This window comes from Microbacterium lacus, from assembly GCF_044794305.1.
In the GTDB taxonomy this organism is placed as follows: Bacteria; Actinomycetota; Actinomycetes; order Actinomycetales; family Microbacteriaceae; genus Microbacterium; species Microbacterium lacus_B.
Genome location: NZ_CP084996.1, coordinates 298,292 through 324,271, shown reverse-complemented (window position 1 = coordinate 324,271; position 25,980 = coordinate 298,292). Strand labels below are relative to the sequence as shown.

At 65.2% G+C, this 25,980-nt stretch carries 22 protein-coding genes; 19 read left to right on the top strand and 3 right to left on the bottom strand.

Annotated features, from left to right (window positions below; all coding sequences use genetic code 11):
- Positions 1-10: 10 nt before the first annotated feature.
- Genes secD through LG299_RS01575 form a run of 3 tightly spaced genes read left to right on the top strand, consistent with a single transcriptional unit; the run spans position 11 to position 5,067 of the window.
- Entirely contained in the window at positions 11-1,765 is a 1,755-nt protein-coding gene (gene secD / locus LG299_RS01585) for a protein translocase subunit SecD (protein WP_404432883.1), read from the top strand.
- Positions 1,765-2,757: a protein translocase subunit SecF gene (secF, locus tag LG299_RS01580; protein WP_404432881.1), complete on the top strand. Its 993-nt coding sequence runs from the start codon at positions 1,765-1,767 to the stop codon at positions 2,755-2,757. Before secD ends, secF begins: the two co-directional genes overlap by 1 nt.
- Positions 2,758-2,817: 60 nt before the next feature.
- Positions 2,818-5,067, top strand: coding sequence for a RelA/SpoT family protein (locus LG299_RS01575; RefSeq protein ID WP_404432879.1), 2,250 nt, complete (start codon positions 2,818-2,820; stop codon positions 5,065-5,067).
- Here the strand turns inward: LG299_RS01575 and LG299_RS01570 are convergent.
- The 3 genes from LG299_RS01570 to LG299_RS01560 all read right to left on the bottom strand — a co-directional run bounded on the left by LG299_RS01570 (position 5,054) and on the right by LG299_RS01560 (position 7,553).
- The gene (locus tag LG299_RS01570) at positions 5,054-5,611 is read right to left on the bottom strand and encodes a type IV toxin-antitoxin system AbiEi family antitoxin (protein ID WP_404432877.1); all 558 of its coding nucleotides are present in this window, start codon (positions 5,609-5,611) and stop codon (positions 5,054-5,056) included. The genes LG299_RS01575 and LG299_RS01570 overlap by 14 nt on opposite strands.
- Positions 5,612-5,703: 92 nt before the next feature.
- On the bottom strand, positions 5,704-7,170 hold the full coding sequence (locus LG299_RS01565; protein WP_404432875.1) for a DUF349 domain-containing protein: 1,467 nt from the start codon (positions 7,168-7,170) through the stop codon (positions 5,704-5,706).
- Between the two features lie 65 nt (positions 7,171-7,235).
- A complete protein-coding gene (locus LG299_RS01560; RefSeq protein WP_404432873.1) occupies positions 7,236-7,553 on the bottom strand; it encodes a dioxygenase in 318 nt (105 codons plus the stop codon).
- A gap of 154 nt (positions 7,554-7,707) precedes the next feature.
- On the opposite strand from LG299_RS01560, the gene LG299_RS01555 reads away from it, so the two are divergent.
- From LG299_RS01555 to LG299_RS01480, 16 genes are all read left to right on the top strand, one after another.
- Positions 7,708-8,988: a replication-associated recombination protein A gene (locus LG299_RS01555; protein WP_404434764.1), complete on the top strand. Its 1,281-nt coding sequence runs from the start codon at positions 7,708-7,710 to the stop codon at positions 8,986-8,988.
- Between the two features lie 182 nt (positions 8,989-9,170).
- Positions 9,171-9,800, top strand: coding sequence for a 30S ribosomal protein S4 (gene rpsD, locus LG299_RS01550; RefSeq protein WP_404432871.1), 630 nt, complete (start codon positions 9,171-9,173; stop codon positions 9,798-9,800).
- Between the two features lie 107 nt (positions 9,801-9,907).
- The gene (locus tag LG299_RS01545; protein WP_404432869.1) at positions 9,908-10,225 is read left to right on the top strand and encodes an ATPase; all 318 of its coding nucleotides are present in this window, start codon (positions 9,908-9,910) and stop codon (positions 10,223-10,225) included.
- 60 nt (positions 10,226-10,285) lie between these two features.
- Positions 10,286-12,946, top strand: coding sequence for an alanine--tRNA ligase (alaS, locus tag LG299_RS01540; protein ID WP_404432867.1), 2,661 nt, complete (start codon positions 10,286-10,288; stop codon positions 12,944-12,946).
- A complete protein-coding gene (gene ruvX, locus LG299_RS01535) occupies positions 12,943-13,410 on the top strand; it encodes a Holliday junction resolvase RuvX (RefSeq protein ID WP_404432865.1) in 468 nt (155 codons plus the stop codon). The genes alaS and ruvX overlap by 4 nt, the downstream gene beginning before the upstream one ends.
- 2 nt (positions 13,411-13,412) lie before the next feature.
- Positions 13,413-15,050, top strand: coding sequence for an endolytic transglycosylase MltG (mltG, locus tag LG299_RS01530; protein ID WP_404432863.1), 1,638 nt, complete (start codon positions 13,413-13,415; stop codon positions 15,048-15,050).
- Positions 15,044-15,886, top strand: a complete 843-nt coding sequence (locus tag LG299_RS01525) for a shikimate dehydrogenase (RefSeq protein WP_404432861.1) — start codon at positions 15,044-15,046, stop codon at positions 15,884-15,886. Before mltG ends, LG299_RS01525 begins: the two co-directional genes overlap by 7 nt.
- A gap of 4 nt (positions 15,887-15,890) precedes the next feature.
- Positions 15,891-17,117, top strand: a complete 1,227-nt coding sequence (aroC, locus tag LG299_RS01520; RefSeq protein ID WP_404432859.1) for a chorismate synthase — start codon at positions 15,891-15,893, stop codon at positions 17,115-17,117.
- Positions 17,101-17,628 (top strand): shikimate kinase, encoded by a 528-nt coding sequence (locus LG299_RS01515; protein ID WP_404432857.1) that lies wholly within the window; start codon positions 17,101-17,103, stop codon positions 17,626-17,628. The genes aroC and LG299_RS01515 overlap by 17 nt, the downstream gene beginning before the upstream one ends.
- Positions 17,625-18,701: a 3-dehydroquinate synthase gene (aroB, locus tag LG299_RS01510; RefSeq protein ID WP_404432855.1), complete on the top strand. Its 1,077-nt coding sequence runs from the start codon at positions 17,625-17,627 to the stop codon at positions 18,699-18,701. Before LG299_RS01515 ends, aroB begins: the two co-directional genes overlap by 4 nt.
- A 41-nt stretch (positions 18,702-18,742) precedes the next feature.
- Positions 18,743-19,201 carry a type II 3-dehydroquinate dehydratase gene (aroQ, locus tag LG299_RS01505; RefSeq protein ID WP_404432853.1) on the top strand — a complete coding sequence of 153 codons (459 nt, stop codon included), beginning with the start codon at positions 18,743-18,745 and terminating at the stop codon, positions 19,199-19,201.
- Positions 19,202-19,340: 139 nt separating this feature from the next.
- On the top strand, positions 19,341-19,901 hold the full coding sequence (gene efp / locus LG299_RS01500; protein WP_404432851.1) for an elongation factor P: 561 nt from the start codon (positions 19,341-19,343) through the stop codon (positions 19,899-19,901).
- Positions 19,902-19,918: 17 nt separating this feature from the next.
- The gene (gene nusB, locus LG299_RS01495) at positions 19,919-20,329 is read left to right on the top strand and encodes a transcription antitermination factor NusB (RefSeq protein WP_404432849.1); all 411 of its coding nucleotides are present in this window, start codon (positions 19,919-19,921) and stop codon (positions 20,327-20,329) included.
- A gap of 45 nt (positions 20,330-20,374) precedes the next feature.
- Positions 20,375-23,644, top strand: a complete 3,270-nt coding sequence (locus LG299_RS01490; RefSeq protein ID WP_404432847.1) for an SNF2-related protein — start codon at positions 20,375-20,377, stop codon at positions 23,642-23,644.
- Between the two features lie 22 nt (positions 23,645-23,666).
- Positions 23,667-25,241: a Rieske 2Fe-2S domain-containing protein gene (locus LG299_RS01485; protein ID WP_404432845.1), complete on the top strand. Its 1,575-nt coding sequence runs from the start codon at positions 23,667-23,669 to the stop codon at positions 25,239-25,241.
- A gap of 87 nt (positions 25,242-25,328) precedes the next feature.
- The gene (locus LG299_RS01480) at positions 25,329-25,868 is read left to right on the top strand and encodes a DoxX family protein (protein ID WP_404432843.1); all 540 of its coding nucleotides are present in this window, start codon (positions 25,329-25,331) and stop codon (positions 25,866-25,868) included.
- The last annotated feature ends 112 nt before the right edge of the window (positions 25,869-25,980 follow it).

Below are 25,980 nucleotides of genomic sequence, written 5' to 3'. Positions count from 1 at the left end.
AAGCTGAATCGTGGCGACATCCACCCCCGTCCGGCATGCCTGGCGTGCGCTGATCGCTCTTCTGATCACCACGGCAGTCCTGTTCGGCATCAACGCGCTCGGCGTGTACGTCCTCAAGGACGCCGATGGCAATCCCCAGAGTTCCTGGTCACCTGAACTCGCCCTTGACCTTCAGGGCGGCACGCAGATCATCCTCGAGGCACAGACGGCCGACGGCGTCGATCCCACGACGGAACAGATGAACCAGGCCGTCACCATCATCCGTCAGCGCGTGGATGCTTCGGGCGTCGGTGAAGCGGATGTCACCACCGAGGGCGGCAGCAACATCGTCGTCCAGATTCCCGGACAGGCAGATCAAGCCACACGCGACCGGATTGAAGCCTCTGCCCAATTGCAGCTGCGCGGTGTGCTCTACGCCGGAAACCCGGCCACGACGTTCGTCGGCGAGGATGGCCAAGAGACTCCCTTCCCGACTCCTGATCCCGCCCTGGAGTCGACGCCTTCGCCTGCCCCTACGAACGGCAGCGACCCGGCCTGGATCACCCCCGCACTGCAGGCCGAGTTCCTTGCCTATGACTGCGCAGACCCGGCCAATGATCCGGCCAACGCGCCCGCTGATGAGCCGCTGATCACGTGTGACATCGACGGCGTCTACAAGTACATCCTCGGCCCGGTGGAACTCGACGGATCGTCCATCTCCGACGCCACCTTCGGTCTTCAGCAGAACGACGGACGATGGGCCGTCAACCTCGTCTTCGACGGCGAGGGGTCGACCGCCTTCGGTGAGATCAGCCAGCGCCTCTACGGCGCCGAGCCGCCGCTGAACCAGTTCGCGTTCGTGCTCGACGGCTCGGTGCTCTCCGCTCCGTCGATGAACGGAGTCATCCTCGACGGCAAGCCGTCCATCACCGGAAGCTTCACGCAAGAGACCGCCAAGACGCTCGCCGATCAGCTCAAGTACGGCGCGCTTCCGTTGAGCTTCGCCGTGGTGAGCTCCGACACGATCTCGGCTACCCTCGGTTCGCAACAGCTCCAGATCGGTCTGATCGCAGGCCTCATCGGACTGGCGCTCGTCGCGATCTACTCGCTGATCGTTTACCGCGCACTCGGGTTCGTCATCATCGCATCGCTGATCGTGATGGGTGTCCTCACCTACCTCGCCATCTGCATTCTCGCGTGGCGCATGGGCTTCCGCTTGTCGCTTGCAGGTGTGGCGGGTCTGATCGTCTCGATCGGATTCACTGCTGACTCGTTCATCATCTACTTCGAACGAATACGAGACGAACTCCGCGACGGAAAGTCGATCACGGGCGCTGTCGAGGACGGGTGGGATCGCGCCAAGCGCACGATCTACATCTCGAAGTCGATCAACATCCTGGCAGCCGTCGTGCTCTACATCCTCGCGGACGCGACAGTGAAGGGTTTCGCGTTCACGCTCGGTCTCACCACGGTCATCGACGTGTTTATCTTCATCCTGTTCACTCACCCCGTGATGCAGCTGCTTGCCCGCACGAAGTTCTTCGGGTCGGGGCATCCGCTCTCCGGAATGGACCCGGCCGCCCTCGGTGCCGTGTATCGCGGTCGTGCGCAGTTCCGTGCGCCGGTCAGCGCAAAGGGCTCGACCGCCGCAGATCGACGAATCTCCAAGGCTCACGGCGAAGCGGTCCGCAGGCAGACAATCGCGGAGCGAAAGCAAGCAGAGCTCAACGCTGCGGGCTCCGACCGAGATAAAACGACCTCGAAGGTCAAGGAGGGAGAGCTCTGATGGCGCGTTCCATGAGCCAGCTCGGCAACGACCTCTACACCGGCAAGACGTCCTTCCCCTTCGTGGGGCGTCGCCGCCTGTGGTTCATCATCGCCGCGATACTTGTGATCGGCTCTGCACTGGTGCCGTTGGTGCGCCCGATGCAGTTCTCGATCGAATTCACCGGCGGATCGCAGTTCACCGTTTCAGGGCTATCCAACCCGACCCAGTCGGTGGCAACCGACGCGGTGCAATCCGTCGTCCCGGACGCCACCACGAAGGTGACGACCGTCGGCGGCACCGCCATCCGCGTGCAGACCGATCAGCTGAGCCCGGAAGAGACCCAAGAAGTCAGCGCGGCGCTCGCTGAGGCCTATGGCGTTCCCGAAAGCGAAGTCACGTCCTCGTTCATCGGCCCCAGCTGGGGTGCCGACGTCACACGGCAGTCGCTGTGGGGATTGGCGATCTTCCTCGCCCTGACCTTCTTGATCCTGGCTCTGTACTTCCGCACCTGGAAGATGTCTGCTGCGGCGATCATCGGCCTCGTCGACGTACTGGTCATCACCATCGGTATCTACGCGCTCTTCGGCTTCGAGATCTCGCCTGCGGCCGTCATCGGGTTCTTGACGATTCTCTCGTACGCGCTCTATGACACGACGGTCGTCTTCGACAAGATTCGAGAGAATACGACCGAAGACGGCGAAGTTTCGGGGCGGACGTTCGGAGAATCGGTCAACCTCGCGGTGAATCAGACTCTCGTACGGTCGATCAACACGACGGTGGTTGCGGTCCTCCCCACGGGTGCGATTCTCTTCATCGGTGCGTTCTGGCTCGGCGCTGAGACGCTCACCGACATTTCGTTGTCGATCTTCATCGGAACGATTGTTGCGGCCTACTCGACGATCTTCGTCGCTGCTCCGCTCTATTCGCTCCTGCGTGAAACCGAACCTGCGGTGAAGGCGCGCGACGAGCGCGTGCGTGCCGCGCGTGAACTGGCCCGCGTACCCGCGTGAGGAAAGGGGCGACCCCAGCCCGGGCGTAGGATTGAGTGATCCGGCGGAGGGAGGAGACAGGTGACTGAGACCGTCCCTCCCGCGCAGTCTTCGTCACTCCGGCGCCTGGTGCCGAGGATCTTCTCTCGTTCGGTTCGTCGCGACGGTGTGGAGCAATTGCTTCGCACCGTTCGCACACACCACCCCAAGGGTGATCTGTCGATCATCGAGCGTGCGTATGCGACGGCTGATGTCGCCCACGCGGGGCAGACGCGTCAAAGCGGCGAGCCGTACATCACGCACCCGCTCGCGGTGGCGCAGATCCTGGCCGAGCTGGGCCTCGGCCCGAAGGCGATCGCTGCCGCCCTGCTGCACGACACGGTCGAAGACACCGGGTACGCCCTCGACACTCTCACCGCCGAGTTCGGTGATGAGGTCGCAATGCTCGTGGATGGCGTCACCAAACTCGACAAGGTCAAGTACGGCGAAAGCGCGCAGGCAGAGACCGTCCGCAAGATGATCGTTGCGATGTCGCGAGACATTCGCGTGCTCCTGATCAAGCTGGCCGACCGCCTGCACAACGCGAGGACGTGGGGATTCGTTCCGCCCGAGAAGGCGCACAAAAAGGCCACCGAGACTCTCGAGATCTACGCTCCGCTGGCACACCGTCTTGGCATTCAGGCGATCAAGTCCGAGCTCGAAGACCTCTCGTTCGCGGTGCTGCATCCCAAGCTCTACGTCGAGATCGAAAGTCTCGTCAAGCAGCGCACACCGCAGCGCGAACAGTACGTCCAAAACGTGATCGATTCCGTCGACGAGGATCTACGCACACTGCGCATCCGTGGACGCGTGATGGGCCGCCCCAAACAGCTCTACTCCGTGTACCAGAAGATGGTCGTGCGGGGCCGCGAGTTCGACGACATCTACGACCTCATCGGCATCCGCATCCTCGTGGGGAGCGTCCGCGACTGCTATGCGGTCCTGGGTGCCATCCACGCCCGCTGGACGCCGCTGCCTGGTCGGTTCAAGGACTACATCGCCACCCCGAAGTTCAACCTGTACCAGTCGCTTCACACCACGGTCATCGGTCCGGGCGGTCGCACAGTCGAGATCCAGATCCGTACGAACGAAATGCATCAGCAGGCCGAGTTCGGTGTTGCCGCGCACTGGAAGTACAAGGAACGTCAGGCGGGCGGCAAGGCCGGAGCCAAGTCGGTGGATGCCGACATGGCGTGGCTCGCGCATATCTCGGACTGGCAGGCCGAAACGGCCGACCCGGGGGAGTTCCTCGATTCGCTCCGGTTCGAGATCGGCGCAAAAGAGGTCTACGTCTTCACCCCGAAGGGGAGGGTCATCGGCCTTCCCACCGGCGCGACGCCGGTGGACTTCGCCTACGCGGTGCATACCGAGGTCGGCCACCGTACCATGGGTGCGAAGGTCAACGGACGCCTCGTTCCGCTGGAATCCGAGCTTGTCAGCGGCGACGTCGTCGAGGTGTTCACCTCGAAGAATCCGGATGCGAGCCCCAGTCAGGACTGGCTCGGATTCGTCAAGAGCACCCGAGCGCGCAGCAAGATTCGCGGATGGTTCACCAAGGAGCGCCGTGAAGAGGCGCTAGAGCAAGGCAAGGAAGCCATCGCACGTGCGATGCGGCGCCAGAACCTCCCGCTGCAGCGGTTGATGAACCAGGACTCGTTCACCGAGGTCGCCCAGCAACTTCGTTACGAGGACGTCTCTGCCCTGTACGCCGCCGTCGGCGAAGGGCACGTGTCGACTCAGTCGGTGATCGAGAAGGTCACGGCGCTGATCAGCGCCAACGAGACGGCGACCGGCCCGATCGAGATGCCGCAAGTAGGGCGCCCACGCGCGCCTCGCGGGGGGGACTCCGGGGTACTGGTGCGCGGCGCTCCGGACATCCTGGTAAAGCTCGCGAAGTGTTGCACCCCGGTTCCTGGCGATCAGATCATCGGCTTCGTCACACGGGGAAGCGGCGTGTCGGTGCACCGTGGGGATTGCACGAATGTGAAGTCACTGCTGGATGACCCCGACCGCATCATCGATGTCGAGTGGGCACCTACCACCAAGAGCATCTTCCTCGTGCAGATTCAGATCGAGGCCCTCGACCGTTCGGGCCTGCTCAGCGATGTGACGCGCGTGCTGAGTGAGCACCACGTCAACATCCTTTCGGCCACCGTTTCGACGACCAACGACCGCCTGGCGCTCAGTCGTTTCGTTTTCGAGATGGGAGACATCGTTCACCTTGAGCGTGTGCTCAACGCCGTTCGGCGCATCGACGCCGTCTACGACGTGTACCGCGTCACGTCGTCATAGCGGATTCACGCTCGCCCAAACCCTGGAGAAACGCCAGGGCGGGCCGCTTGTGGGGGAGTACTCCACTCCTCTTGAGCCACGCGATCGACTCCGCGCGGAGACCGGGGAATCGCTCCGACATCTGACGCGCAGCGCACGCATGAAGGTCGTCATTCACCCGAGCTAAGTCGACGAGCGTGCGCTCGGGTGTGGTGACCCACACCCCGCCGATCAAGAGCAGATCGTCAAGAGCGACATTGGTGTCGCGATAGACGATTCGGCGGCTCAGAACGTGATTCACCCGTCGGCTCACCGCGCGTTGCACGGTGTGCCGCGCGGGCGGCTCGTCCACACCCCCGTGGATCCACGCCGCGCTCAGGTGCGTCGCAGCGAGCGTGACCCCGAGCGTGCCGCGGAGCGACCCTGCTCGAAGTCCACGGGTCTCGACGGCGTCAGCCGGAATGTAGGCATCGCCGAGCTCAACGAGGTCGCCATCCAGTCGCGCAGCGGAAAGTTCGGCGACCGAAAGACGGTCGCCAGCGAAGTACAAGAACGGAGATGCCATGTATCGAAGTGTGCAGGAGCGAGACCTGCCCCGATACGCGGAACGGCCGGGTTGTGGACAACCCGGCCGTTCTTGATCACGAGGAGGAGCGGTCAGCCACCCAACGCCGTCAGCCATGCGCGACGTGCGTCGAGGGCCTCGCTCGCCGCAGCGATCGCACGCTTGTCGCCGGATGCCTTCGCCGCCGTAAGCTCGTCCTCCAACTTGCCGATCGCCTCGGTCAGCTGGCGCGTCATGTCGTTGGCACGCGCCTTCGTCTCGGGGTTGTTGCGCTTCCAATCGGACTCTTCGCGCGTGCGTAGGGCCTGCTCGATCTTCCGAAGGTCGTCGTCAAGCCCACGCTCGACGTCGCGCGGGAAGACACGGCCGATGTCATCCCATCGGCGCTGCACGCTGGTCAGCAGGGCGCGCGCCTTGGCGATGTCGGACTCGTCGGCCACAGTGCGCGCCTCGACGAGGAGTTCACGCTTCGCGTCGATCTTCTCGCGGGACGCCTGGACATCGGCCGCTTCACGCTCGATCCGCGCGCCGTAGAGTGCGTCACCCGCGGCCTTGAACCGGGCCCACAGTGCGTCATCAGCCTTCTTGCCGGCACGGCCTGCGCTCTTCCACTCCTCGAGCAGATCCCGGTAGGCGCCGATCCCCTCCTCACCCTTGGGTGCGAGGGCCTCAGCCTTCTCGACGAGCTTGGTCTTGCGGTCACGCACCGACTTGTGAGCGTCGTCGAGCTGCGCGTAGAACTCACGGCGGTTCTTGTCGACGATCGCGCGGGCGTCACGGAATCGCTTCCACAGTTGCTGGCCGGTCGTCTTCGGTAGCCGCGGGCCGTTCTGCTGGTGCGCCTGCCACTGGTCAAACATCGCCGAGAGATCAGCCGACGCCTGCTTCCACTGCACCGACTTCGGGTCGCGCGCGGCTAGCGCCTCGGCCTTCTCCACAAGCTCGGTACGCTCGCGCACGGCGGCGTCTACCGCTTCACGATTGGCAGCGGCCTCGGTTGCTGAGGCGGCGCTGAGCGCCTGCGAAAGCTTGGCGACACGTGCCTCCAAGCTCGCGAGGTCACCAACGGCCGCAGCATCCTTCAGTTTTCCTTCGACGATGCGGGCTGCCGAACGGATGTCGGACGCCGAAGCTCCGCCACGATGGTGACGAACCTCGAGCAGCCCGACCTCGCTGGCGAGATCGGAGTACTTGCGCTCGAAGTAGGCGAGTGCTTCTTCGGCGGATCCGTCGGGATACTGTCCGACAACGCGCCACCCCGCCGCTTCGCGGACAGAGACGGTGCCGTCTTCGTCGACCTTGCCCCAGGGTTCTTTCGACGAGGCGGGTGTCAGGTCTGCGACCTCGGATGCCTCGGCCTCTGACTCGCTGACCTCGGGCTCGCTGGCCGCGACGTCTACGTCCGGCGTGGACGGGTCGTGCTCAGCGTCAGCTTCGAGCGGTGCGTCGACCTCAGGTTCAGCCGTGACGATCACATCTTCTGTGACGGGATCGGAAGCTGCGCTGTCGGCGACGGATTCAGGAGTGGATTCGGGGGTGGCTTCTGCGTTAGCAGTCACGGGATGCACCTCAATGCGGCGCTTGCCGCCTGTGGGGGATGGACGACAACAAGCCTATCGCGACGTTATTCGCTTGCGCTCGGCTCAGGGCTCGGAGTCTCACTCACCGTCGGCGTAGGTGAGAGAGTCGGCGTGGACGACGTCGTGGGAGTCGGCGACGGCGCACCCGGGCCGGCGGTGAAATACACCGTCTGCGCAATCACGATGGCGAGAATTACTGCGCCACCGGCGATGGCCGCAATCAGGTTGTCGCGGACGCGGCGACGCTGCCGACCGTCGTGGAAGGCCTGGCGGGCCTGGTAGACGCGTGCGCGCTCACGGGCCTCACGGCTACCGCGGTCTTTGCCACCGGTCGTCACGGGTCCTCCCTCTTCCCAGGGCATCCTGGGCCGCGTTGATCCTATGCAGTGCGAGCGGCGCCGACCAAACCTCGCGCCGACATAAGCAGCGCCCCGCCGCGTCGGCGGTCGCGACTAGCCTGGTTAAGTGCAAGGACAGACCGCGCTCTTCCAAGGGCAGACACCCCTCGCTGTGCGCATGCGTCCGACCTCACTGGACGAAGTCGCAGGGCAAGATCACCTGCTGCGCCGCGGTTCACCGTTAGTGGCGCTCGCCGATCCGGATGCTTCGACCCGGGCCGCAGCATCCGTCATTCTGTGGGGACCTCCCGGGACCGGAAAGACCACTCTTGCGCAAGCGATCGCCCGCTCATCGGGCCGACGGTTCGTGGAACTGTCGGCGGTGACGGCTGGTGTCAAAGACGTGCGCGAAGTCATGCAGGAGGCACTCACCCAGCGCGATCTGTACGGGCAGTCGACAATCCTGTTCCTTGACGAGATCCACCGCTTCACCAAAGCCCAGCAAGACGCCCTACTACCGGGTGTCGAGAATGGCTGGGTCGTGCTGATCGCCGCGACAACCGAGAACCCCTCGTTCTCGGTAATCTCGCCGCTCCTCTCGCGGTCGCTTCTGCTCACGCTCAAACCGCTGACGGACGCGGACGTCTCGACCCTGCTCGAGCGCGCTGTGACGGATGCGCGGGGACTCGCTGGTGCCGTAACTCTGACCGATGAAGCCCGAGATGCGATCGTGCGACTGGCGTCGGGTGATGCGCGGCGGGCACTGACGACTCTCGAGGCCGCCGCCGGCCTCGCCGGCGACGCCGAAGACGCGGACGACGTGCCAGCGATCACACCTGAGCAGATCTCACAGGCCGTCGATCGAGCGCTCCTGCGGTATGACCGACAAGGGGACGAGCACTACGACGTCATCAGCGCGTTCATCAAATCCATCCGCGGATCGGATGTCGACGCAGCAATGCACTACCTCGCGCGCATGATCGAGGCGGGGGAGGACCCCCGGTTCATTGCCCGCCGGCTGATCATCTCTGCGGCCGAAGACATCGGGCTTGCCGATCCGCATGCGCTGCCGCTCGCGATCGCCGCCGCAGACGCCGTGCAGTTCATCGGCATGCCCGAGGGGCGCATCCCTCTCGCCGAGGCCACCGCCTACCTCGCGACGACCGCCAAATCCAACGCCGCGTACCTCGCCATCGACAAGGCCATCGCCGATGTTCGCGCTGGCGGGTTCGGGCGGGTTCCCCCGCCGCTGCGGGACGCGCACTATCCCGGTGCGAAGCGCCTCGGCCACGGCAAGGGCTACGTGTATCCGCACGACTCCGACATCGGCGTCGTCGCGCAACAACATCTGCCCGACGAGCTCACTGGCCGCCGCTACTACGAGCCCACGAACCACGGCGCAGAACGCGACGTTCAGGCTCGTCTCGAGAAGATCCGAAAGATCCTCGAAGGAAACTGAGGGCTGATCGGGGCGAAGTCCGGCAGATGCTAGACTTGACCGGCACGAAACGGAGTTTTCGGGCATCCCCTCTCTTCTTCACTACCTTCCGGCGTGCCCCGGCGTGCAGTCCAGAAGGGCGAAGAGAGGCGATACGTCCGCGAGCCGTGAAAGACACGGCCGCGTCATTGGAAGGAATCTTCGTGGCAACGAAGTCCCAGGACCGCCGCAAGGTGCGCCTCTCGCGCGCTCTCGGCATCGCCCTTACCCCCAAGGCCGCCCGCTACCTCGAGAAGCGTCCCTACGCTCCGGGCGAGCACGGCCGCACCAAGCGCAAGCAGGACAGCGACTACGCCGTCCGCCTTCGCGAGAAGCAGCGTCTGCGCGAGCAGTACGGCATCCGCGAGAAGCAGATGCGCAACACCTTCAACGAGGCACGTCGCAAGGACGGCCTGACCGGTGAGAACCTGGTCGAGCTGCTCGAAATGCGTCTGGACGCCCTCGTGCTCCGCTCGGGTTTCGCCCGCACCACGGCACAGGCTCGCCAGCTCGTCGTGCACCGTCACATCCTCGTTGACGGCGAGACCGTGGACCGCCCCTCCTTCCGCGTGAAGCCGGGTCAGCTCATCCACGTCCGCGCAAAGTCCGAGGGCACAGAGCCCTTCCAGGTTGCAGCAGCCGGCGGTCACGCCGACGTCCTGCCCCCGGTTCCGGCTTACATCGAGGTCGAGCTCGACAAGCTGCAGTCCCGTCTCGTGCGTCGCCCCAAGCGCGCCGAGGTTCCGGTCGTCTGTGACGTCCAGCTCGTTGTTGAGTATTACGCGGCGCGCTAGCGAGATTTCGCAAGATCGAAGGGCGTCGGGGAAACCCGGCGCCCTTCGGCGTTTCCGCCTACGATGGACAGGTGCCGCGCGCTGGCGGCCCGCGAGGGAGTGGTGTCATGAAGAATGTGTTCTGGTTCCTGTTCGGCATCGCCGGTGGGTTCGTTCTGGCACATGTGGTCAACAAAGACCCGCGAGGTCACGAGGTTCTCGCCGAGGTCGACGCGCGTATCAGCGAGTTCACCGACCGCATCGGTGACGCCTACCGCGAGCAGGAGTCCCGCTTCGCCGGCATCGTTGAAGAAGTAAAGGATGCCGCCGCCGACGCCGCAGGCGCTGTCAAGGACGTAGCATCCGATGCCGCCGGAACCGTCAAGAACGCCGCATCCGACGCTCTCGATTCCGCGAACGACGCGGCACGCAAGCTCACCGACTGACTCTCTTCACCCGTCGCTTCGGCGCGCTTCGCGCCGCGCATTCTTGAGGAATCCCCACGCATGAAGACCGCCGAGATCGCTCAGCGCTACCTGGACTACTTCGAGAAGAACGGCCACGTCATCGTGCCGTCGGCCTCTCTCGTCACCGATGATCCGGCTCTCCTGTTCACCGTCGCCGGCATGGTGCCCTTCATCCCGTACCTGAGTGGCGACGTGCCCGCGCCCTACAAGCGCGCGGCGGACGTGCAGAAGTGCCTGCGCACGCTCGACATCGAGGAAGTCGGTCACACGCCCCGCCACGGCACGTTCTTCCAGATGCTCGGCAACTGGTCGTTCGGCGACTACTTCAAAGAGGGTGCCATCCGCTTCGCGTGGGAGCTGCTGACGACCCCCGACGCAGAGGGCGGCCTCGGGTTCGACCCCAAGGATCTGTGGGTCACCGTCTACGAAGACGACGATGAAGCGCACGACCTCTGGCTGACGCTCACGAACCTGCCCGAAGAGCGCATCCAGCGTCTTGGGAAAGACACGAACTACTGGTCGACCGGCCTGCCCGGCCCCGCGGGACCGTGCTCCGAGATCTTCTTCGACCGTGGTCCCGCGTACGGCGTCGATGGCGGCCCCGCCACCGACGATGACCGCTACGTCGAGATCTGGAACCTCGTGTTCATGCAGTACGAGATCACCAACGTGCAGTCGAAGTACGACTTCGACATCGCGGGGGAGCTGCCGAACAAGAACATCGACACCGGCATGGGTCTCGAGCGCGTCGCGTTCATCAAGCAGGGCGTCGACAACATGTACGAGACCGACCAGGTGCGGCCGGTCCTTGACAAGGCTGTGGAGCTCTCGGGACGCACCTACGGCGCGGTACACGAGGACGACGTCCGTTTCCGGGTCGTCGCCGACCACGTGCGCTCATCGCTGATGCTTCTCTCGGACGGCGTCACGCCCTCGAACGACGGTCGCGGGTACATCCTGCGCCGCCTCATGCGTCGCGCGATCCGTTCGATGCGACTGCTCGGTGTCGACGGACCGACCTTCAAGGATCTCTTCGCTGCGTCCCGCGACGCGATGAAAGACGCTTACCCGATCGTGGTCGAGGACTACGCGCGCATCGAGCAGTACGCCCTCGCCGAAGAGGCGACGTTCCTGCGCACGCTCGCCGCGGGTGAGGTACTTCTCGACGACTCCGTCGCGGACGCGAAGGCAACGGGCCGCCCGACCATCGGTGGCCCGGAGGCATTCCTCCTCCACGACACCTACGGCTTCCCGATCGACCTCACGCTCGAGATCGCCGAAGAGGCGGGTCTCACCGTCGATCGCGCGGCATTCGATGAGCTCATGCTCGAGCAGCGCACCCGGGCGAAGGCTGACGCTCGCGCGCGCAAGCGCCAGCTGGCCGATACAAGCGTCTACCGCGATCTGCGCGCGCAGGGCGAGACGATCTTCACCGGCTTCACCGACCTCGAAACCGAATCGAGCATTCTCGGGATCCTCGTCGACGGCGTGTCGGTCGATCGCGCAACGAGCGGCCAGATCGCCGAGGTCATTCTCGCGGAGACCGCCCTGTACGCCGAGTCCGGTGGACAGGTCGCCGATAAGGGTGTCATCGTCGGCCCCGGCTTCGAACTCGAGGTTCTCGACGTGCAGCGGCCGGTCGCCGGCCTGATCAGCCACACCGTGGAAGTGACCACCGGAGAAGTCGGCGTGGGCCAGCCGGCGACGACGGTGGTGGATGCTGTAAACCGCCGTGCGGCACAGCAGGCGCACTCCGCGACCCATCTGGTACATGCCGCACTCCGGGACACCCTGGGCAAGACCGCGACACAGGCTGGTTCGCTGAACCGCGCCGGCTACTTACGATTCGACTTCTCGTGGGGTCAAGCCCTTTCGGACTCGACGAAGAGCGAGATCGAAGAGATCGCCAACAACGCCGTGCGCGACAACCTCGAGGTCACCACGCGAGTGCTCGCGCTAGACGAGGCGAAGGCCCTCGGCGCACAGGCGCTGTTCGGTGAAAAGTACGGCGAGGTGGTCCGCATGGTCGACATCGGTGGCCCCTGGTCACGCGAGCTCTGCGGTGGCACGCACGTTGCTGCGAGCGCCCAGATCGGACTCATCAACCTCGTCGGCGAATCGTCGGTCGGAGCATCCAACCGTCGCGTGGAAGCGCTCGTCGGCCTTGACGCCTTCCGATCGCTCGCCGCAGAGCGGGCTCTCGTCTCACAGCTCACCTCGACGCTCAAGACGCCTAGAGAGCAGCTTCCGGCGCGCATCGCCGAACTCACGGCAAGCCTGAAGGCCGCCGAGAAGAAGATCGCTGCGTTCGAGGCGAAGGCCCTCGGTGACCGCGCTCCGCAACTGGCGGGAGCCGCGACGGCGGTTGGCAACTTCCGCGTGGTGGCAGAGAATGCCGGAGTCGCGGCCTCGGGTGACGACGTCCGCACGCTCGCGCTCCAGGTGCGCGACCGCCTGGGCACCGATCCTGCTGTCGTCGCGATCGGCGCAGAGGTGGGCGGACGGCCCGTCGTGATCGTCGCCACGAACGACGCAGCTCGCAGTGCCGGCGCCAAAGCCGGAGTACTCGCAAAGGCCGCCGCCGGGATCCTCGGTGGCGGGGGAGGCGGCCGCGATGACGTCGCTCAAGGCGGTGGGGCGGATGCTTCGGCACTCACCGCGGCCCTCGCGGGCATCACTGCAGCTCTCGAGGCTGTGTGAGCGGGTTCCGACGGGGCACGCGGCTGGGCATCGATGTCGGCCGGGCTCGCATCGGCGTCGCAAAGTGCGATCCTGACGGGCTTCTGGCCACGCCGGTAGAGACCGTTCCGCGCAACGAGGGATCGATCGCGCGCATCCTCGTGCTCGCAGACGAGTACTCGGCGACCGAGATTCTCGTCGGGCTGCCCCTCAACATGCGCGGCGAAGATACGGCCTCCACCGTCGATTCCCGGGAGTTCGCGGCGGCGCTGGCAGAGGCATCCGCCCTTCCTGTCCGACTGGTGGATGAGCGCCTGAGCACGGTCTCTGCGCACGCTGTTCTAAGAGATTCGGGCAGATCACAGCGTTCATCTCGTAGCATTGTGGATCAGGTCGCCGCCGTCGTGCTTCTGCAACAAGCTCTCGATGTCGAGAAGAGCACAGGCACCCCGGCCGGTACCCCCGTTCTCCAGGAGCCCGCCTGAATATGCCCGATCCCACATTCGACGATCCGTTCGCGGAACTGTTCGGCAAGCTTCCCGACCCTCGCGCACGCGATGCCGCCTCACCTCCGTCCGTCGAGTCGCCAACCGCACGTGACGCGCCACCGTCGTCGAAGAGCACCGCGCCGCTCTCACGACGCGCTGCGCGAGAGGCGGCAAACGGCCAGACGGGCCCTGTCGCACCGACAACACCTTCCGCGCCGCAGACCCCTGAGCCCGTTTCAGCACCCGCGTCAGCGCCTGTTTCAGCGCCTGCGTCGGTTCCACCCGTAGAGGAGCACGACCCGGCGGATGCCTGGCTCTTGGCCGGCGCGGCGCGCGGGGGAGCGAATCGCTACAGCGCTGCGTCTGCACCGGGCACTGGCTACGCGCGCACCGGGTCCGGGCCGATCGCGATGGCAGCGGCCTCGCGCTCCACCGAGACTCCTACGGGATCGACGCTGGAAGATCTCTTCACCGGCAGTGTCTCGACCGATGACCTCGGATCGGTGCCTCCTCCGCGTGACAAGCGCAAGCGACGCATCGGCGGCTGGATCGCCCTCGGCGTCGTGCTGGCCCTGATCGGCGGAATCATCGCTGGCGGGTTCTACGTGTGGAGCAACTACGAAGACAACATCCGCGAACTCATGGGGTGGGAAGAGCCCAATGACTACGCGGACGGGCTCGCCACGGGCGAAGCGGTCCTGACGATCAACGAGGGTGACATCCCCACGACGATCTCGCAGTCGCTGTTCGACGCAGGCGTGACGATGACCCCGACGTCGTTCTACGACATGCTCATCAAGACGTCGCAGAACCCCACGTTCTACCCCGGCGTGTACGCAATGCAGCAGAAGATGACCTCCGCTGCCGCTCTCGCGGCTTTGCAGGATCCAGCGAATAGGCTCGAGAATTCCGCTCTCATTCCCGAAGGCCTGACCGTTGATCAAACACTGACGATCCTCGCCGACGGCGTGGGGATCCCGCTCGAAGACCTGAATGCCGCCGTGGCCGACCCCGCCGCCTACGGTATTCCGGTCGATCAGGCAGTCGTCGCAGCGGGCGGTAACCCGCTCGAGGGCTGGCTGTTCCCCGCGATGTACACCTTCAATCCCGGGGTCACCGCGCCTGAGGTCATCCAGACCCTGGTGAATCGAACGATCAGCTCGCTCGACGGCGCGGGTGTGCCCGTCGAACGGCGCCAAGAGATCCTCACGACCGCCGCGATCATTCAGCGCGAAGCGCGCTACGCCGAAGACATGGCGAAGGTGTCGCGGGTCATCCAGAACCGAATGGATCCGAACAACCAAGAGACGTTCGGCTACCTGCAGATGGACTCGACCGCGCAGTACGGCTACGGCGAGTTGAACGCCGGGAGCGTCAGCACCTCCGAAGAGGCGCAATACGACAACAACCCGTGGAACACGTACGTGCTACAGGGATTGCCGGTCGGGCCGATCGCCAACCCCGGAGACGTCGCGATCGAAGCGGCGATGAACCCACCCGAGGGCGATTGGCTGTACTTCGTGACGGTGAACCTCAACACCGGCGAGACGGTGTTCACCTCCAATTACGCCGACCACAATCGCGCCGTAGAGCAGTGGTTGTCGTGGTGCGCGGATAACCCAGGTTCCGGGTGCTGAACGAGCACTCGACCAGCCTCGAGGTGTGGGGTGACCCGATTGCGCACAGCAAGTCACCCGTGATTCACCGTGCTGCCTACGCAGTGCTCGGCCTTGATTGGTCGTATGACGGACGTCGGGTCGACGAGCATTCCTTCGGTGCGACATTGAACACCGCCGAAACATCGTGGCGCGGGCTATCGGTGACCTATCCGTTGAAGGCGAAGGCGTTTGCCGCCGCGACGAGCCGTCACCCGCGGGCTGAACTGACAGGCGCCGTCAACACGCTGCGCGCGACGACAGTCGGCCCGCGCGGCTTCAACACCGACGTCGATGGGCTTATCGGCGCGTTGCGAGACTCGTCGATCGAATCGGTCGATCGTGCGCGCATCGTCGGCGCCGGCGCGACGGCGAGTTCCGCGTTGGTCGCACTGGCCACGCTGGGCGCGCGTTCGATCCACGTGGTCGCGCGCAGGCCGGACGCAGTCCTGCCTCTTGTCGAACTCGGTGACCGCCTCGGGGTCACCGTGGTGGCAGCATCCTTCGCCGAAAGCTCTTTCGCCCACGCAGACGTGACGATTTCGACTCTTCCGGGTGATGTTCGGATAGCGGATGCCGCAGCCCAGTCCCTCGCAGAATCAGGCGGATTCCTGCTGGACGTCGTCTACGGCACGTGGCCGACGCCCCTCGCGAGCGCATGGGAGAGCGCGGGCAGAAGCGCCGTCTCGGGGCTCGGGATGCTGCTGCACCAGGCTCTCGTGCAGGTGCGCATCTTCGTTCACGGCGACCCGGATGTTGCCGTCGATGACGAAGTCCTCGTCCTCGCCGCGATGCGCCTGGCGGTCGTGGGAGACTAGAGCAATGCTCCGCGTGCTCACGGCCGGCGAATCGCACGGCCCAGAACTCGTCGCCATCATGGAAGGCCTGCCCTCGGGCGTGCCGATCTCCCGTGCCGCGATCCAAGCCGACCTCGCCCGTCGCAAGCTCGGCTATGGCCGCGGTTCGCGAATGAAGTTCGAGGAGGACGAGCTTTCGATCTCGTCCGGCGTCGTCCACGGCCTCAGTCTCGGTAGCCCGATCGCCCTGCGTATCGGGAACACCGAGTGGCCGAAGTGGGTTGAGGTGATGAGCCCCGACCCTGTGGATCTCACCGACAAGTCCCGCGGTCGTGGCGCCGCCCTGACGCGTCCGCGCCCAGGCCACGCCGACCTCGTCGGCATGCAGAAGTACGACTTCGATGAAGCACGGCCAATTCTCGAACGGGCGAGCGCGCGTGAGACCGCCGCTCGTGTTGCCCTCGGTGCCGTCGCCCGTGGCTTTTTGGGCGAGCTCGGCATCCGACTGGTCAGCCACACACTCTCAATCGGGCCGGTGCGGGTGCCCGACGGCTCGGCATTGCCGACGCCCGACGACGTCGACACGCTCGACGCCGACCTGTTGCGCTGCTTCGACCCGGCCACCTCCGAAGCGATGGTCGCCGAAGTCGACGCCGCCCGCAAGGACGGCGACACCCTCGGCGGAATCGTCGAGGTGCTCGCGTACGGCCTGCCGCCCGGGCTCGGCTCGCATGTGCACTGGGATCGCCGCCTCGATGCGAAGCTTGCGCACGCGATCATGAGCATTCAGGCGATCAAGGGTGTCGAGGTCGGCGACGGCTTCGAGACCACTCGGCGTCGCGGTTCGGCCGCACACGACGAACTCTTCGTCACCGACGATGGCATCACGCGCTCGTCCGACAAGGCCGGCGGTACCGAAGGCGGAATGTCTACAGGCACGGTGCTGCGCGTGCGTGCGGGTATGAAGCCCATCGCCACGATTCCCAAGGCTTTGCGCACGGTGGATGTCTCCACCGGCGACACTGCGGCCGCCCACCACCAGCGTTCTGATGTGTGCGCCGTCCCGGCCGCAGGTGTGGTCGCCGAGGCGATGGTCGCGATCGTGCTGGCTGAAGTGGTGCTCGAGAAGTTCGGTGGCGACAGCGTCGGCGAGACGCGCCGCAACCTTCAAAGCTACCTCGCGGCGATACCCGCGACGCTACGCACCACCGACGCGAGCGACGCCGCGCTGGCCAATGACCTCGCCCTTTAGCACGGTCGTCCTGATCGGGCCGATGGGCGCCGGCAAGACAAGCGTCGGTCGGCGTGTCGCGAAGCGGTTGGGTCGCCCGTTCTTCGACTCCGACATTGCGGTCAAACTGGCCCACGGTCCGATCGAAGACATATTCGCGACGTCCGGAGAAGCGCACTTCCGCGAGTTGGAACGCGCGGCTGTCCGCGAGGGTCTCGCTACAGGTGGCGTCGTGTCTCTCGGGGGAGGAGCCGTGCTGGATGCAGCAACCCGCGCAGATCTCGCCCACCACCGGGTCGCTCTGCTGACCGTCGAGTCGACAATCGTCGCAGCGCGGGTGAAGGGCTCGCTACGCCCGCTCCTGCAGGGCGAGGATGCCGCCGCGCGGTGGAACGACATCTACCGCGAGCGACTGCCCATCTACGAAGAACTGGCGGATGCCACATTCGACACCTCCCACGGCCCCTTGCAGGACGTGGTTGATGCCGTGACCCAGTGGGTGCGCAGCACCGAAGACGAGGAGAACGTGTGAGCGATACGACGACGATCAGTGTGAGCGGCGACGCGCAGTACGACATCACCGTGGGCCGCGGCATCCTGTCGACACTCGGCGACGTCCTGCCCCCCGACGCGCGCAAAGTGCTCATCGTTCACCCGCCGACGCTGTCGGCGCAGGCCGAGAGCTTGCGCGCACACCTTGGCGGCGACAGGCAGGTGCTGCTGGCCGAGATTCCCGATGCCGAGCAGGGCAAGCGCATCGAGGTTGCCTCGTTCTGCTGGCAGGTCATGGGTCAATCAGACTTCACGCGCAACGACGTCGTGATCGGCTTCGGCGGGGGAGCGGTGACTGACCTTGCGGGCTTCGTCGCGGCTACCTGGTTGCGCGGCGTCGCCGTCGTTCAGGTGCCGACGACGGTCCTCGGGATGGTCGACGCGGCGGTCGGAGGCAAAACCGGCATCAACACCAACGAGGGCAAGAATCTCGTCGGCGCGTTCTGGCCCCCGACGGCCGTGATCTGCGATCTCGACCTGCTCGACACGCTTTCGCGTCACGAGACGGTCGCCGGCTACGCCGAGGTCGTCAAAGCAGGCTTCATCTGGGCTCCCGAGATTCTCGACCTGATCGAGGCCGATCACGAGGCGGCGACCGATCCGCGCAGCGATGCCTTCCGCCGCACGATCGAGCTCGCGATCGACATGAAGGCCAAGGTAGTCAGCGACGATTTTCGCGAGGCAGGACTTCGCGAGATCCTCAACTATGGGCACACACTCGGACACGCGATCGAACACGCCGAGCGCTACCGCTGGCGCCACGGTGCGGCGATCTCGGTCGGTATGGTCTTCGCCGCGGAGCTTTCGCGTCTTGCAGGGCGGCTTCCGGATGCCGCAGCCCAGCGTCACCGCGACATCCTGACCACTCTCGGCCTGCCGACGACGTACCGCGCCGGGGCATGGGCGACACTCAAGGCGACGATGCAGCGCGACAAGAAGACGCGAAGCGGGATGCTGCGCTTCATCGTGCTGGACGACATCGCGCGGCCCACCGTCCTCCAAGCGCCGGATGAGTCATTGCTGTTCGCGGCGTACCAAGAGGTCGGGGCGTAGGTGCGATCTGGTCGCGGCGAAGCATCCGCTAGGTTCGGGGCATGACGACCCCGCGCCGCCTGCTGCTCGTGAACGGCCCCAACCTCAATCTGCTCGGCACGCGTGAGCCCGAGATCTACGGGACGGCAACCCTGACCGACGTCGAGCGAATTGTGTCGGATGCCGCGACCCTCCGCGACTTCGAAGTTCGCGCCGTTCAGAGCAATCACGAAGGCGTACTGATCGACGCCATCCACGCCGCGCGCGATGACTGCGCCGGCATCGTCATCAACCCCAGCGGCCTGACTCACACTTCCGTCATCCTGCGGGATGCCCTCACCGCGGTCGCGGTGCCGGTGGCCGAGGTTCACATCACGAACGTCTACGAACGTGAGGCGTTTCGTCACCATTCGTACGTGCACGACGTCGCGGTTGTCCACGTGATCGGCGAGGGCGTCTCAGGTTACGCCACCGCCACACTCGCACTTCTGGACGTAATCGAGCAGGTCGCCGCGGGCTGAAGAGTACGGTCCGAATGCCTCGCCGCGATCCTTCACGGTGGCTGTGGGCGAGGCATCCCGTAGAATCGAACGTCGGCGCGTCTCTTTGCTGTGCGAAATGCACACCGCGCCCCACTGACACGAACGGATTCCCACCCTCATGGCTTCGACTGCAGACATCAAGAACGGCGTCGTCCTTTCGATCGACGGACAGCTGTGGAACGTCATCGAGTTCCAGCATGTCAAGCCGGGCAAGGGTGGCGCGTTCGTCCGCACCAAGCTCAAGAACGTCGTCTCGGGTAAGACGGTCGACCGCACGTACAACGCCGGCGCGAAGATCGAGATCGAGAACGTCGACCGTCGCGATTTCACCTACCTCTACAACGACGGCGAAGGCTTCGTCTTCATGGACGTCGAGGACTACGACCAGCTCACCGTCCCCGCAGCTGTTGTCGGCGATGCGTCGAACTTCCTGCTTGAGAACCAGCAGGTCCAGATCGCACTGAACAACGGCAACCCGCTGTACATCGATCTGCCGGCGTCCGTCGTGCTCGAGATCACGTACACCGAGCCCGGTCTGCAGGGTGACCGCTCGTCGGCGGGCACCAAGCCTGCGACAGTAGAGACCGGGTACGAGATCCAGGTTCCGCTGTTCCTCGAAACCGGCACCAAGGTCAAGGTCGACACCCGCACGGGTGACTACCTCGGCCGCATCAGCTGATCGGGCCGCGCCCACTTATGAGTGCACGCACGAAGGCGCGCAAACGCGCGCTCGACATCCTCTTTCAGGCCGACGTTCGTGGCGATCAGGTCGCGACGGTGCTGGCCGCTGAGGCCAAACGCGCTGCGAGCGAACCCTCGCGCGAAGCGTCCTGGTTGTACGCCCGTGAGATCGTCGACGGCGTCATCGACAACGGCGACGCCATCGACGAGCAGATCACCACGTTCGCCAAGGACTGGTCCTTGGAACGGATGCCGGCGGTCGACCGCGCGGTGCTCCGCATCGCTGTGTGGGAGATCCTCTACAACGACGAGGTGCCCGCCGCCGTGGCCATCGATGAGGCCGTTGATCTCGCCAAGGAATACTCGGCCGACGAGTCCGGCCCGTTTGTGCACGGAGTACTCGGTCGCATCGCGCGCGCGTCCTGACCTCTCCGAATCGCAGCGTCGGCGGTCAAGGCGATGATGGATGCTGTGAACCCCCCGTTCGTCGATGACGCACACCTGCGCCGCTTGGGCGTGGGTGGAGCGTACGAACGAGGCTCGGCGTACTTCCGCGACGGCGCAGTGCGCAATGTGAAGTGGGACTCCCACGAGCACTTCCTTCGCGCGACGGTGGATGGCGGCGGTCCGCAGCCATACCACTGCATGATTCGACTAGATGTGAGCTCCGCGGATCGTCCGGTCATGTCGGCGGCCTGCACGTGTCCGGTGCAGCGCGACTGTAAGCACACGGTCGCCGCGCTGCTGGCGTCGAACCAGAACTTCGGAGGCGCGGCACCTGAACGCGCGCCGATCGAAGCATGGCGAACGCTCGTTGCAGTTTCCGATGCTCGCGCCGTCGTAGGTCCGCGGCTGTTGGCCCTGGGCGTGGAGCTCCGCCAACGAGTGCGTCGTTCCAGCTCGGCCTGGGCGCCGATCCGTGTCGAGACGGCAACCGCTCGGGGGCTACATACGTTCGGATCGGATGTACTCGTGGGTTTGCGTCCCCTCGAAGGCGGCTCTCGGCCCGGCACATGGATCAAGGGCCAGGTGTCGTGGGAGAGTCTGCGACGACCCGGGCATGGGAGCGATCCGCGGCAGTCGCGGTGGTTCGCTGAGCTGTTCAGCATCGCGCGCGACATTCGCACGCTCGGCACGTTTACGGATGCCTCGGAGTGGGTCACGCTCGACGATGTCGAATCCGGCCTTTTCTGGGGGCATCTCGACTCGGCTCGCAACCTCGGGGTTCCGCTGATCGCCACCAAGCGCACGCAGAGCGTGCGTGTGACGTCCGAGGCATCCGTCTCGATACAGGCGTCGTCCAACGCGTCGGGCATCACGCTTACGCCAGAAGTGATCATCGACGGCGAGGCGGTCGACACAGCGAGCGTTCGACCCATCGGTGGCATCGGGTTGTACTCGTTTGTGGTACATCGCGAAACGATCGCGCTCACGCTCGCGCCCGCCGCAGTGCCCCCAGCGGCATCCGCCCTTCTCGCGGGAAAAGAGCCCATCGTCGTCCCCGCGAAAGACGCCGACGAGTTCGTTCGCGACCACCTCCCGGCGCTGGTCAGACAAGTGGCCGTGCGAGCGACCGGCATCGAGGTGCCTGACCCCGCAACGCCCACCCTGCGAATATCAGTGCACTTTGCCCCATCTCACCGCCTCGACTTCACCCTCGCCTGGACCTACCCTGCAGCCGAGTCCTTCGCACTCGGAACGCCGACGTCGCCGGGGCGCGACGCCCTGGCCGAAGAAGCGATCCGCTCCCACGTCGAAGGTGTGTGGACGCAGAGCACGACCGTGCCGTTCGCTGCGACCGGCACGCTCACCGGCCTCGAGGCGGCGGCGTTCTCGGCGAACGCGCTCCCGCAGCTCGAGGCGATCGGTGACGTCACTCTCGTGGTCTCCGGGTCCCGTCCGCGTTACCGCGAACTCACCGGCGACCCGCACATCACAGTGACAACGGTTGATTCGCCCGATCCCGACTGGTTCGACCTCGGCATCATGGTCACGATCGACGGACGGGTCATCCCGTTCACGTCGCTGTTCACTGCTCTCTCGCGCGGGAAGAAGAAGCTTCTCCTGAGCGATGGCGGCTACTTCTCGCTGTCGCATCCCGCTCTCGGGCGGCTGCGCGACCTCATCGATGAAGCCGGAACGCTCGCCGAATGGGAGACCGGCCCACGCATCAGCCGCTACCAGACCGCGCTGTGGTCGGACTTCGAAGATGTCGCGGATGAGACTGATCCCGCCGTGTCATGGCGGGCGACGGCCGCGGCACTGCGCGACGCGGATGCTGTGCCGGAGACGCCCCTGTCTTCCACACTTCGTGCGGCGCTCCGCCCGTACCAGCGCGCCGGGTTCAACTGGCTAGCCTTCCTCTGGCAACACCGTCTCGGTGGGATCCTCGCCGACGACATGGGTCTCGGCAAGACCCTCCAGATGTTGGCGCTGATCGCGCACGCCCGCGAGTCCGGTGAGACCCGACCATTCCTCGTGGTCGCTCCCACCTCGGTCCTGTCGACCTGGAAGAACGAGGCCGCACGGTTCACTCCTGACCTCAACATCGAGATCTTGGGCGCCACGCGCGCAAAGCGCGGAACGACGGTGGCGGATGCTGCCGCCACCGCCGATGTCGTCATCACCAGCTACACCGTCCTGCGCCTGGACACCGAAGGTTTCGCAGAGGTCGAGTGGGCGGGCGTGGTCCTCGATGAGGCGCAGTTCGTCAAGAACGCCGCAACGCGGGCGCATCGAGCGGTCCGCGATCTTCGCACCGACGTCATCTTCGCGATCACTGGAACCCCGCTCGAGAACAGCCTGACCGAGCTGTGGGCGCTGCTCTCGCTCACTTCTCCCGGGCTCTTCGCTTCGGCTCGGCGCTTCCGCGACGAGTACGTCGGTCCGATTGAGAACGGCAAGGTGCCAGAAAACGAAGAGGGCGGTGAGTATCGCGCGGCCCGGCTTGCCCGGCTGCGCCGCCGCATCCGCCCTCTCGTTCTTCGGCGGACGAAAGAGCTCGTGGCGCCCGAACTCCCACCGAAGCAGGAACAGGAGATCCGGGTAGAACTTGGCGCCGCGCATCGTGCGCTCTACGACGCCGTGCTGCAGCGCGAGCGGCAGAAAGTACTCGGACTTCTGGACGACCTCGATCGCAACCGGTTCATCGTCTTCCGATCGCTGACACTGCTCCGGATGCTGAGCCTGGCGCCGGGACTGGTGGACCCCGCGCACGCGCATATCACCCCGAGCAAACTCGACGCGTTGTTCGAGCAGCTGGATGAGGTTCTGGCCGAGGGGCACCGAGCCCTGGTGTTCAGCCAGTTCACGTCGTTCCTCGCGCTGGTCGCCGTCCGACTCGAGCAACGCGGCATCCCGTACGCGTATCTCGACGGGTCGACCCGCGATCGCGATGCGGCCGTGGCGGCGTTTCGCGAGGGCGAGGCGCCGGTGTTCCTCGTGAGTCTGAAGGCAGGCGGATTCGGCCTCACACTCACCGAAGCCGACTACGTCTTCTTGCTCGATCCGTGGTGGAACCCCGCCGCGGAGGCTCAGGCGGTCGACCGCGCCCACCGCATCGGACAGACCCGGAGTGTCATGGTCTATCGCCTGATCGCCGACGGGACGATCGAAGAGAAGGTGATGGCGCTGCAGCGCCGGAAGGCGCGGCTGTTTCAGTCTGTGATGGATGACGACGCACTTTTCGGTGGCGCGCTCACTGCCGACGACATCCGAGGTCTGTTCGACGAGGGAACGTAGACTGGGCAAGGAAGGAGCGAGCATGCGCATCACGGGTCTCGGCCACGCCGGAATGTTCATCGAGACAGCGGGGGGAAGCATTCTGTGCGACCCGGTGATCGGGCCTTCCTTCTTCGGCTCCTGGTTTCCGTTCCCCGACAACCGGGGCCTTGACTGGGAGCGATTCGGTAGGGCCGACTTCCTCTACATCTCGCACCGCCACCGCGACCACTTCGATCCGGCGCTGATGAAGAAGTACATCTCGACCGACGTCAGAGTGCTCCTGCCCGACTACCCGACCGACGACCTGGAGCAGGATCTGCGTGGCCTCGGCTACGACAACATCATCTACACCCAGTCGGGTGTGCCGCTGGAGTTCGGCGATCTGAAGGTCATGGTGACGCCGCTCCGGGCTCCCAGCGACGGCCCGATCGGGGACTCGAGCCTCTCGGTCGACGACGGCACCGCGAGCATCCTGAACCAGAACGATTCGCACCCGCTCGACCTCGAGAAGCTGCTGTCGTTCTCCCACCCCGAGGCGTACTTCACCCAGACTTCCGGCGCGATCTGGTGGCCGATGGTCTACGACCTCCCCCAGGACGCGAAGCAGAACTTCGCCCGTCTCAAGCGCGATGCGCAGAACAAGCGGGCGATGTATTACATCGAGAAGGTGGATGCTGAGCACGTCTTCCCGATGGCAGGACCGCCGATGTTCCTGCGCGAAGATCTCTTCCGCTTCAACGGCTTCGGCCTCGAGGACGACTCGATCTTCACCGATTCCCGTCAGTTCCTCGCGCATATGAAAGAGCAGCGTCCCGAGCAGAAGGGGTACGAGTTCGTCCCCGGCACGGTAGTCGAACTCACCCACGGCGAAATCTCGGTAACGCAGTCCCTGTACACGGACGCCGAGATCGACCGGATGTTCGACGACAAGTGGGCCTACCTCGCCGCGCAGCGAGACGCGCGACAGAGCGAGATCGCTGCGGAAGAAGCATCCCGCGCCGCAATCCTGCCGCCCGACGAGATGCTCGCCGCGATCAGGGATTGGTGGGAGCCGCTGCTGCGCCGCGCGCGCACGATCCGCAACGGGGTCGGCGGCAACGTGAGGTTCCGCATCGGTGACCTCGACATGGTGGTGGACTTCCCGAAAGCCAAGGTGCGCGAGTACGCGGGGGAGGAGTGCATCTACTGGTACACGATCCCCGCTGACCTGGTCTCAACGAACATCGCTGAGCACGAGATCGACTGGTCGAACTCGATCTTCCTGTCGATGCAGTTCGAAGTCGGCCGCAGCGGCAAGTTCAACGAGTTCCTCACCACCTTCCTCAAGTGCCTCTCGCGCGATCGGATCGAGTACGTCGAGAACTGGTACTCCGAGCAGTCCGATCAAACCGAAGACGCGCAGCTTGGCGAATGGATCGTGCAACGCCGGTGCCCGCACCTGCGCGCCGACCTCACGAAGACCGCGAAGATCGAAGACGGTGTGCTTACGTGCAGCCTGCACGACTGGAAATGGGATCTCGCTTCGGGCAGGTGCCTCACGACTCAGGGCCACCCGATCCGCTCGAGCCTCGCCGACGAGGACGTGCGGCAGGGATCGGTGTCGGCGGTTTCTTGAGCCGTCCACGTATCACAGCGCGATCTTCTCGTTCTTGATTCTCAGGTCCGCATGTCGCGGGCCAGACAATCACCGAGGAGTGACGTCATGACCACTGTTCCCGCCTCACGCGGCGCCGCCGGCGTCGCGTTGCCCGCTCGCCCCAGCGGCACACATCCCGTCCGCGCCGCGCTCGCCTTCGAAGCACGCGCAGAAGCCGGCCTCAAGGCCCTGCTGGAGCGCTGGAGCGTTCCCGCACTCCGAGTCGCACTGGGCGCTGTCTTCGCCGTCTTCGGCGCACTCAAGCTCATTCCGGGTGCGAGCCCACTCGAGGCGCTGGTCATGCAGACATGGGACAAGCTCACTTTCGGCATCGTCGGCGGCCAGACCGCGATGATCGCCACCGCCACGATCGAGGTCACTGCCGGAATTCTGCTCATCATCGGCGGCGCATTCGCTCGCGTCGGTCTGGTCGTACTCGTCCTCGCGTTCGTGGGCATCCTGTCACCGCTCGTGCTGCTTCCGCAGGACGTCTACTCCGCCGCTGGCCCCACGCTGACGGGGCAGTACATCATGAAGAACGCCGTCCTGATTACGGCGGCACTGGTCATCGCGTCGAAGGTGCTGCACGGCCCGAAGAAGGCGTGAGGGCCAGTTCATCCATCAACGCCACACAGCAGCATGGCGGGCCGGTCCGAGCGCGGACCGGCCCGCCATGCGACTAGACTGGGTGGGCACCAGCAACCTTTAACACCGTCCT

Coding starts and splice junctions, on each gene's coding strand:
- LG299_RS01485 (WP_404432845.1), top strand. CDS start 23,667: ATGCGCATCACGGGTCTCGGCCACGCCGGAATGTTCATCGAGACAGCG.
- mltG (WP_404432863.1), top strand. CDS start 13,413: ATGCCCGATCCCACATTCGACGATCCGTTCGCGGAACTGTTCGGCAAG.
- aroQ (WP_404432853.1), top strand. CDS start 18,743: ATGACGACCCCGCGCCGCCTGCTGCTCGTGAACGGCCCCAACCTCAAT.
- aroC (WP_404432859.1), top strand. CDS start 15,891: ATGCTCCGCGTGCTCACGGCCGGCGAATCGCACGGCCCAGAACTCGTC.
- alaS (WP_404432867.1), top strand. CDS start 10,286: ATGAAGACCGCCGAGATCGCTCAGCGCTACCTGGACTACTTCGAGAAG.
- LG299_RS01570 (WP_404432877.1), bottom strand. CDS start 5,611: ATGGCATCTCCGTTCTTGTACTTCGCTGGCGACCGTCTTTCGGTCGCC.
- LG299_RS01545 (WP_404432869.1), top strand. CDS start 9,908: ATGAAGAATGTGTTCTGGTTCCTGTTCGGCATCGCCGGTGGGTTCGTT.
- secF (WP_404432881.1), top strand. CDS start 1,765: ATGGCGCGTTCCATGAGCCAGCTCGGCAACGACCTCTACACCGGCAAG.
- LG299_RS01560 (WP_404432873.1), bottom strand. CDS start 7,553: ATGCCCTGGGAAGAGGGAGGACCCGTGACGACCGGTGGCAAAGACCGC.
- LG299_RS01480 (WP_404432843.1), top strand. CDS start 25,329: ATGACCACTGTTCCCGCCTCACGCGGCGCCGCCGGCGTCGCGTTGCCC.
- LG299_RS01555 (WP_404434764.1), top strand. CDS start 7,708: ATGCGTCCGACCTCACTGGACGAAGTCGCAGGGCAAGATCACCTGCTG.
- nusB (WP_404432849.1), top strand. CDS start 19,919: ATGAGTGCACGCACGAAGGCGCGCAAACGCGCGCTCGACATCCTCTTT.
- LG299_RS01515 (WP_404432857.1), top strand. CDS start 17,101: ATGACCTCGCCCTTTAGCACGGTCGTCCTGATCGGGCCGATGGGCGCC.
- efp (WP_404432851.1), top strand. CDS start 19,341: ATGGCTTCGACTGCAGACATCAAGAACGGCGTCGTCCTTTCGATCGAC.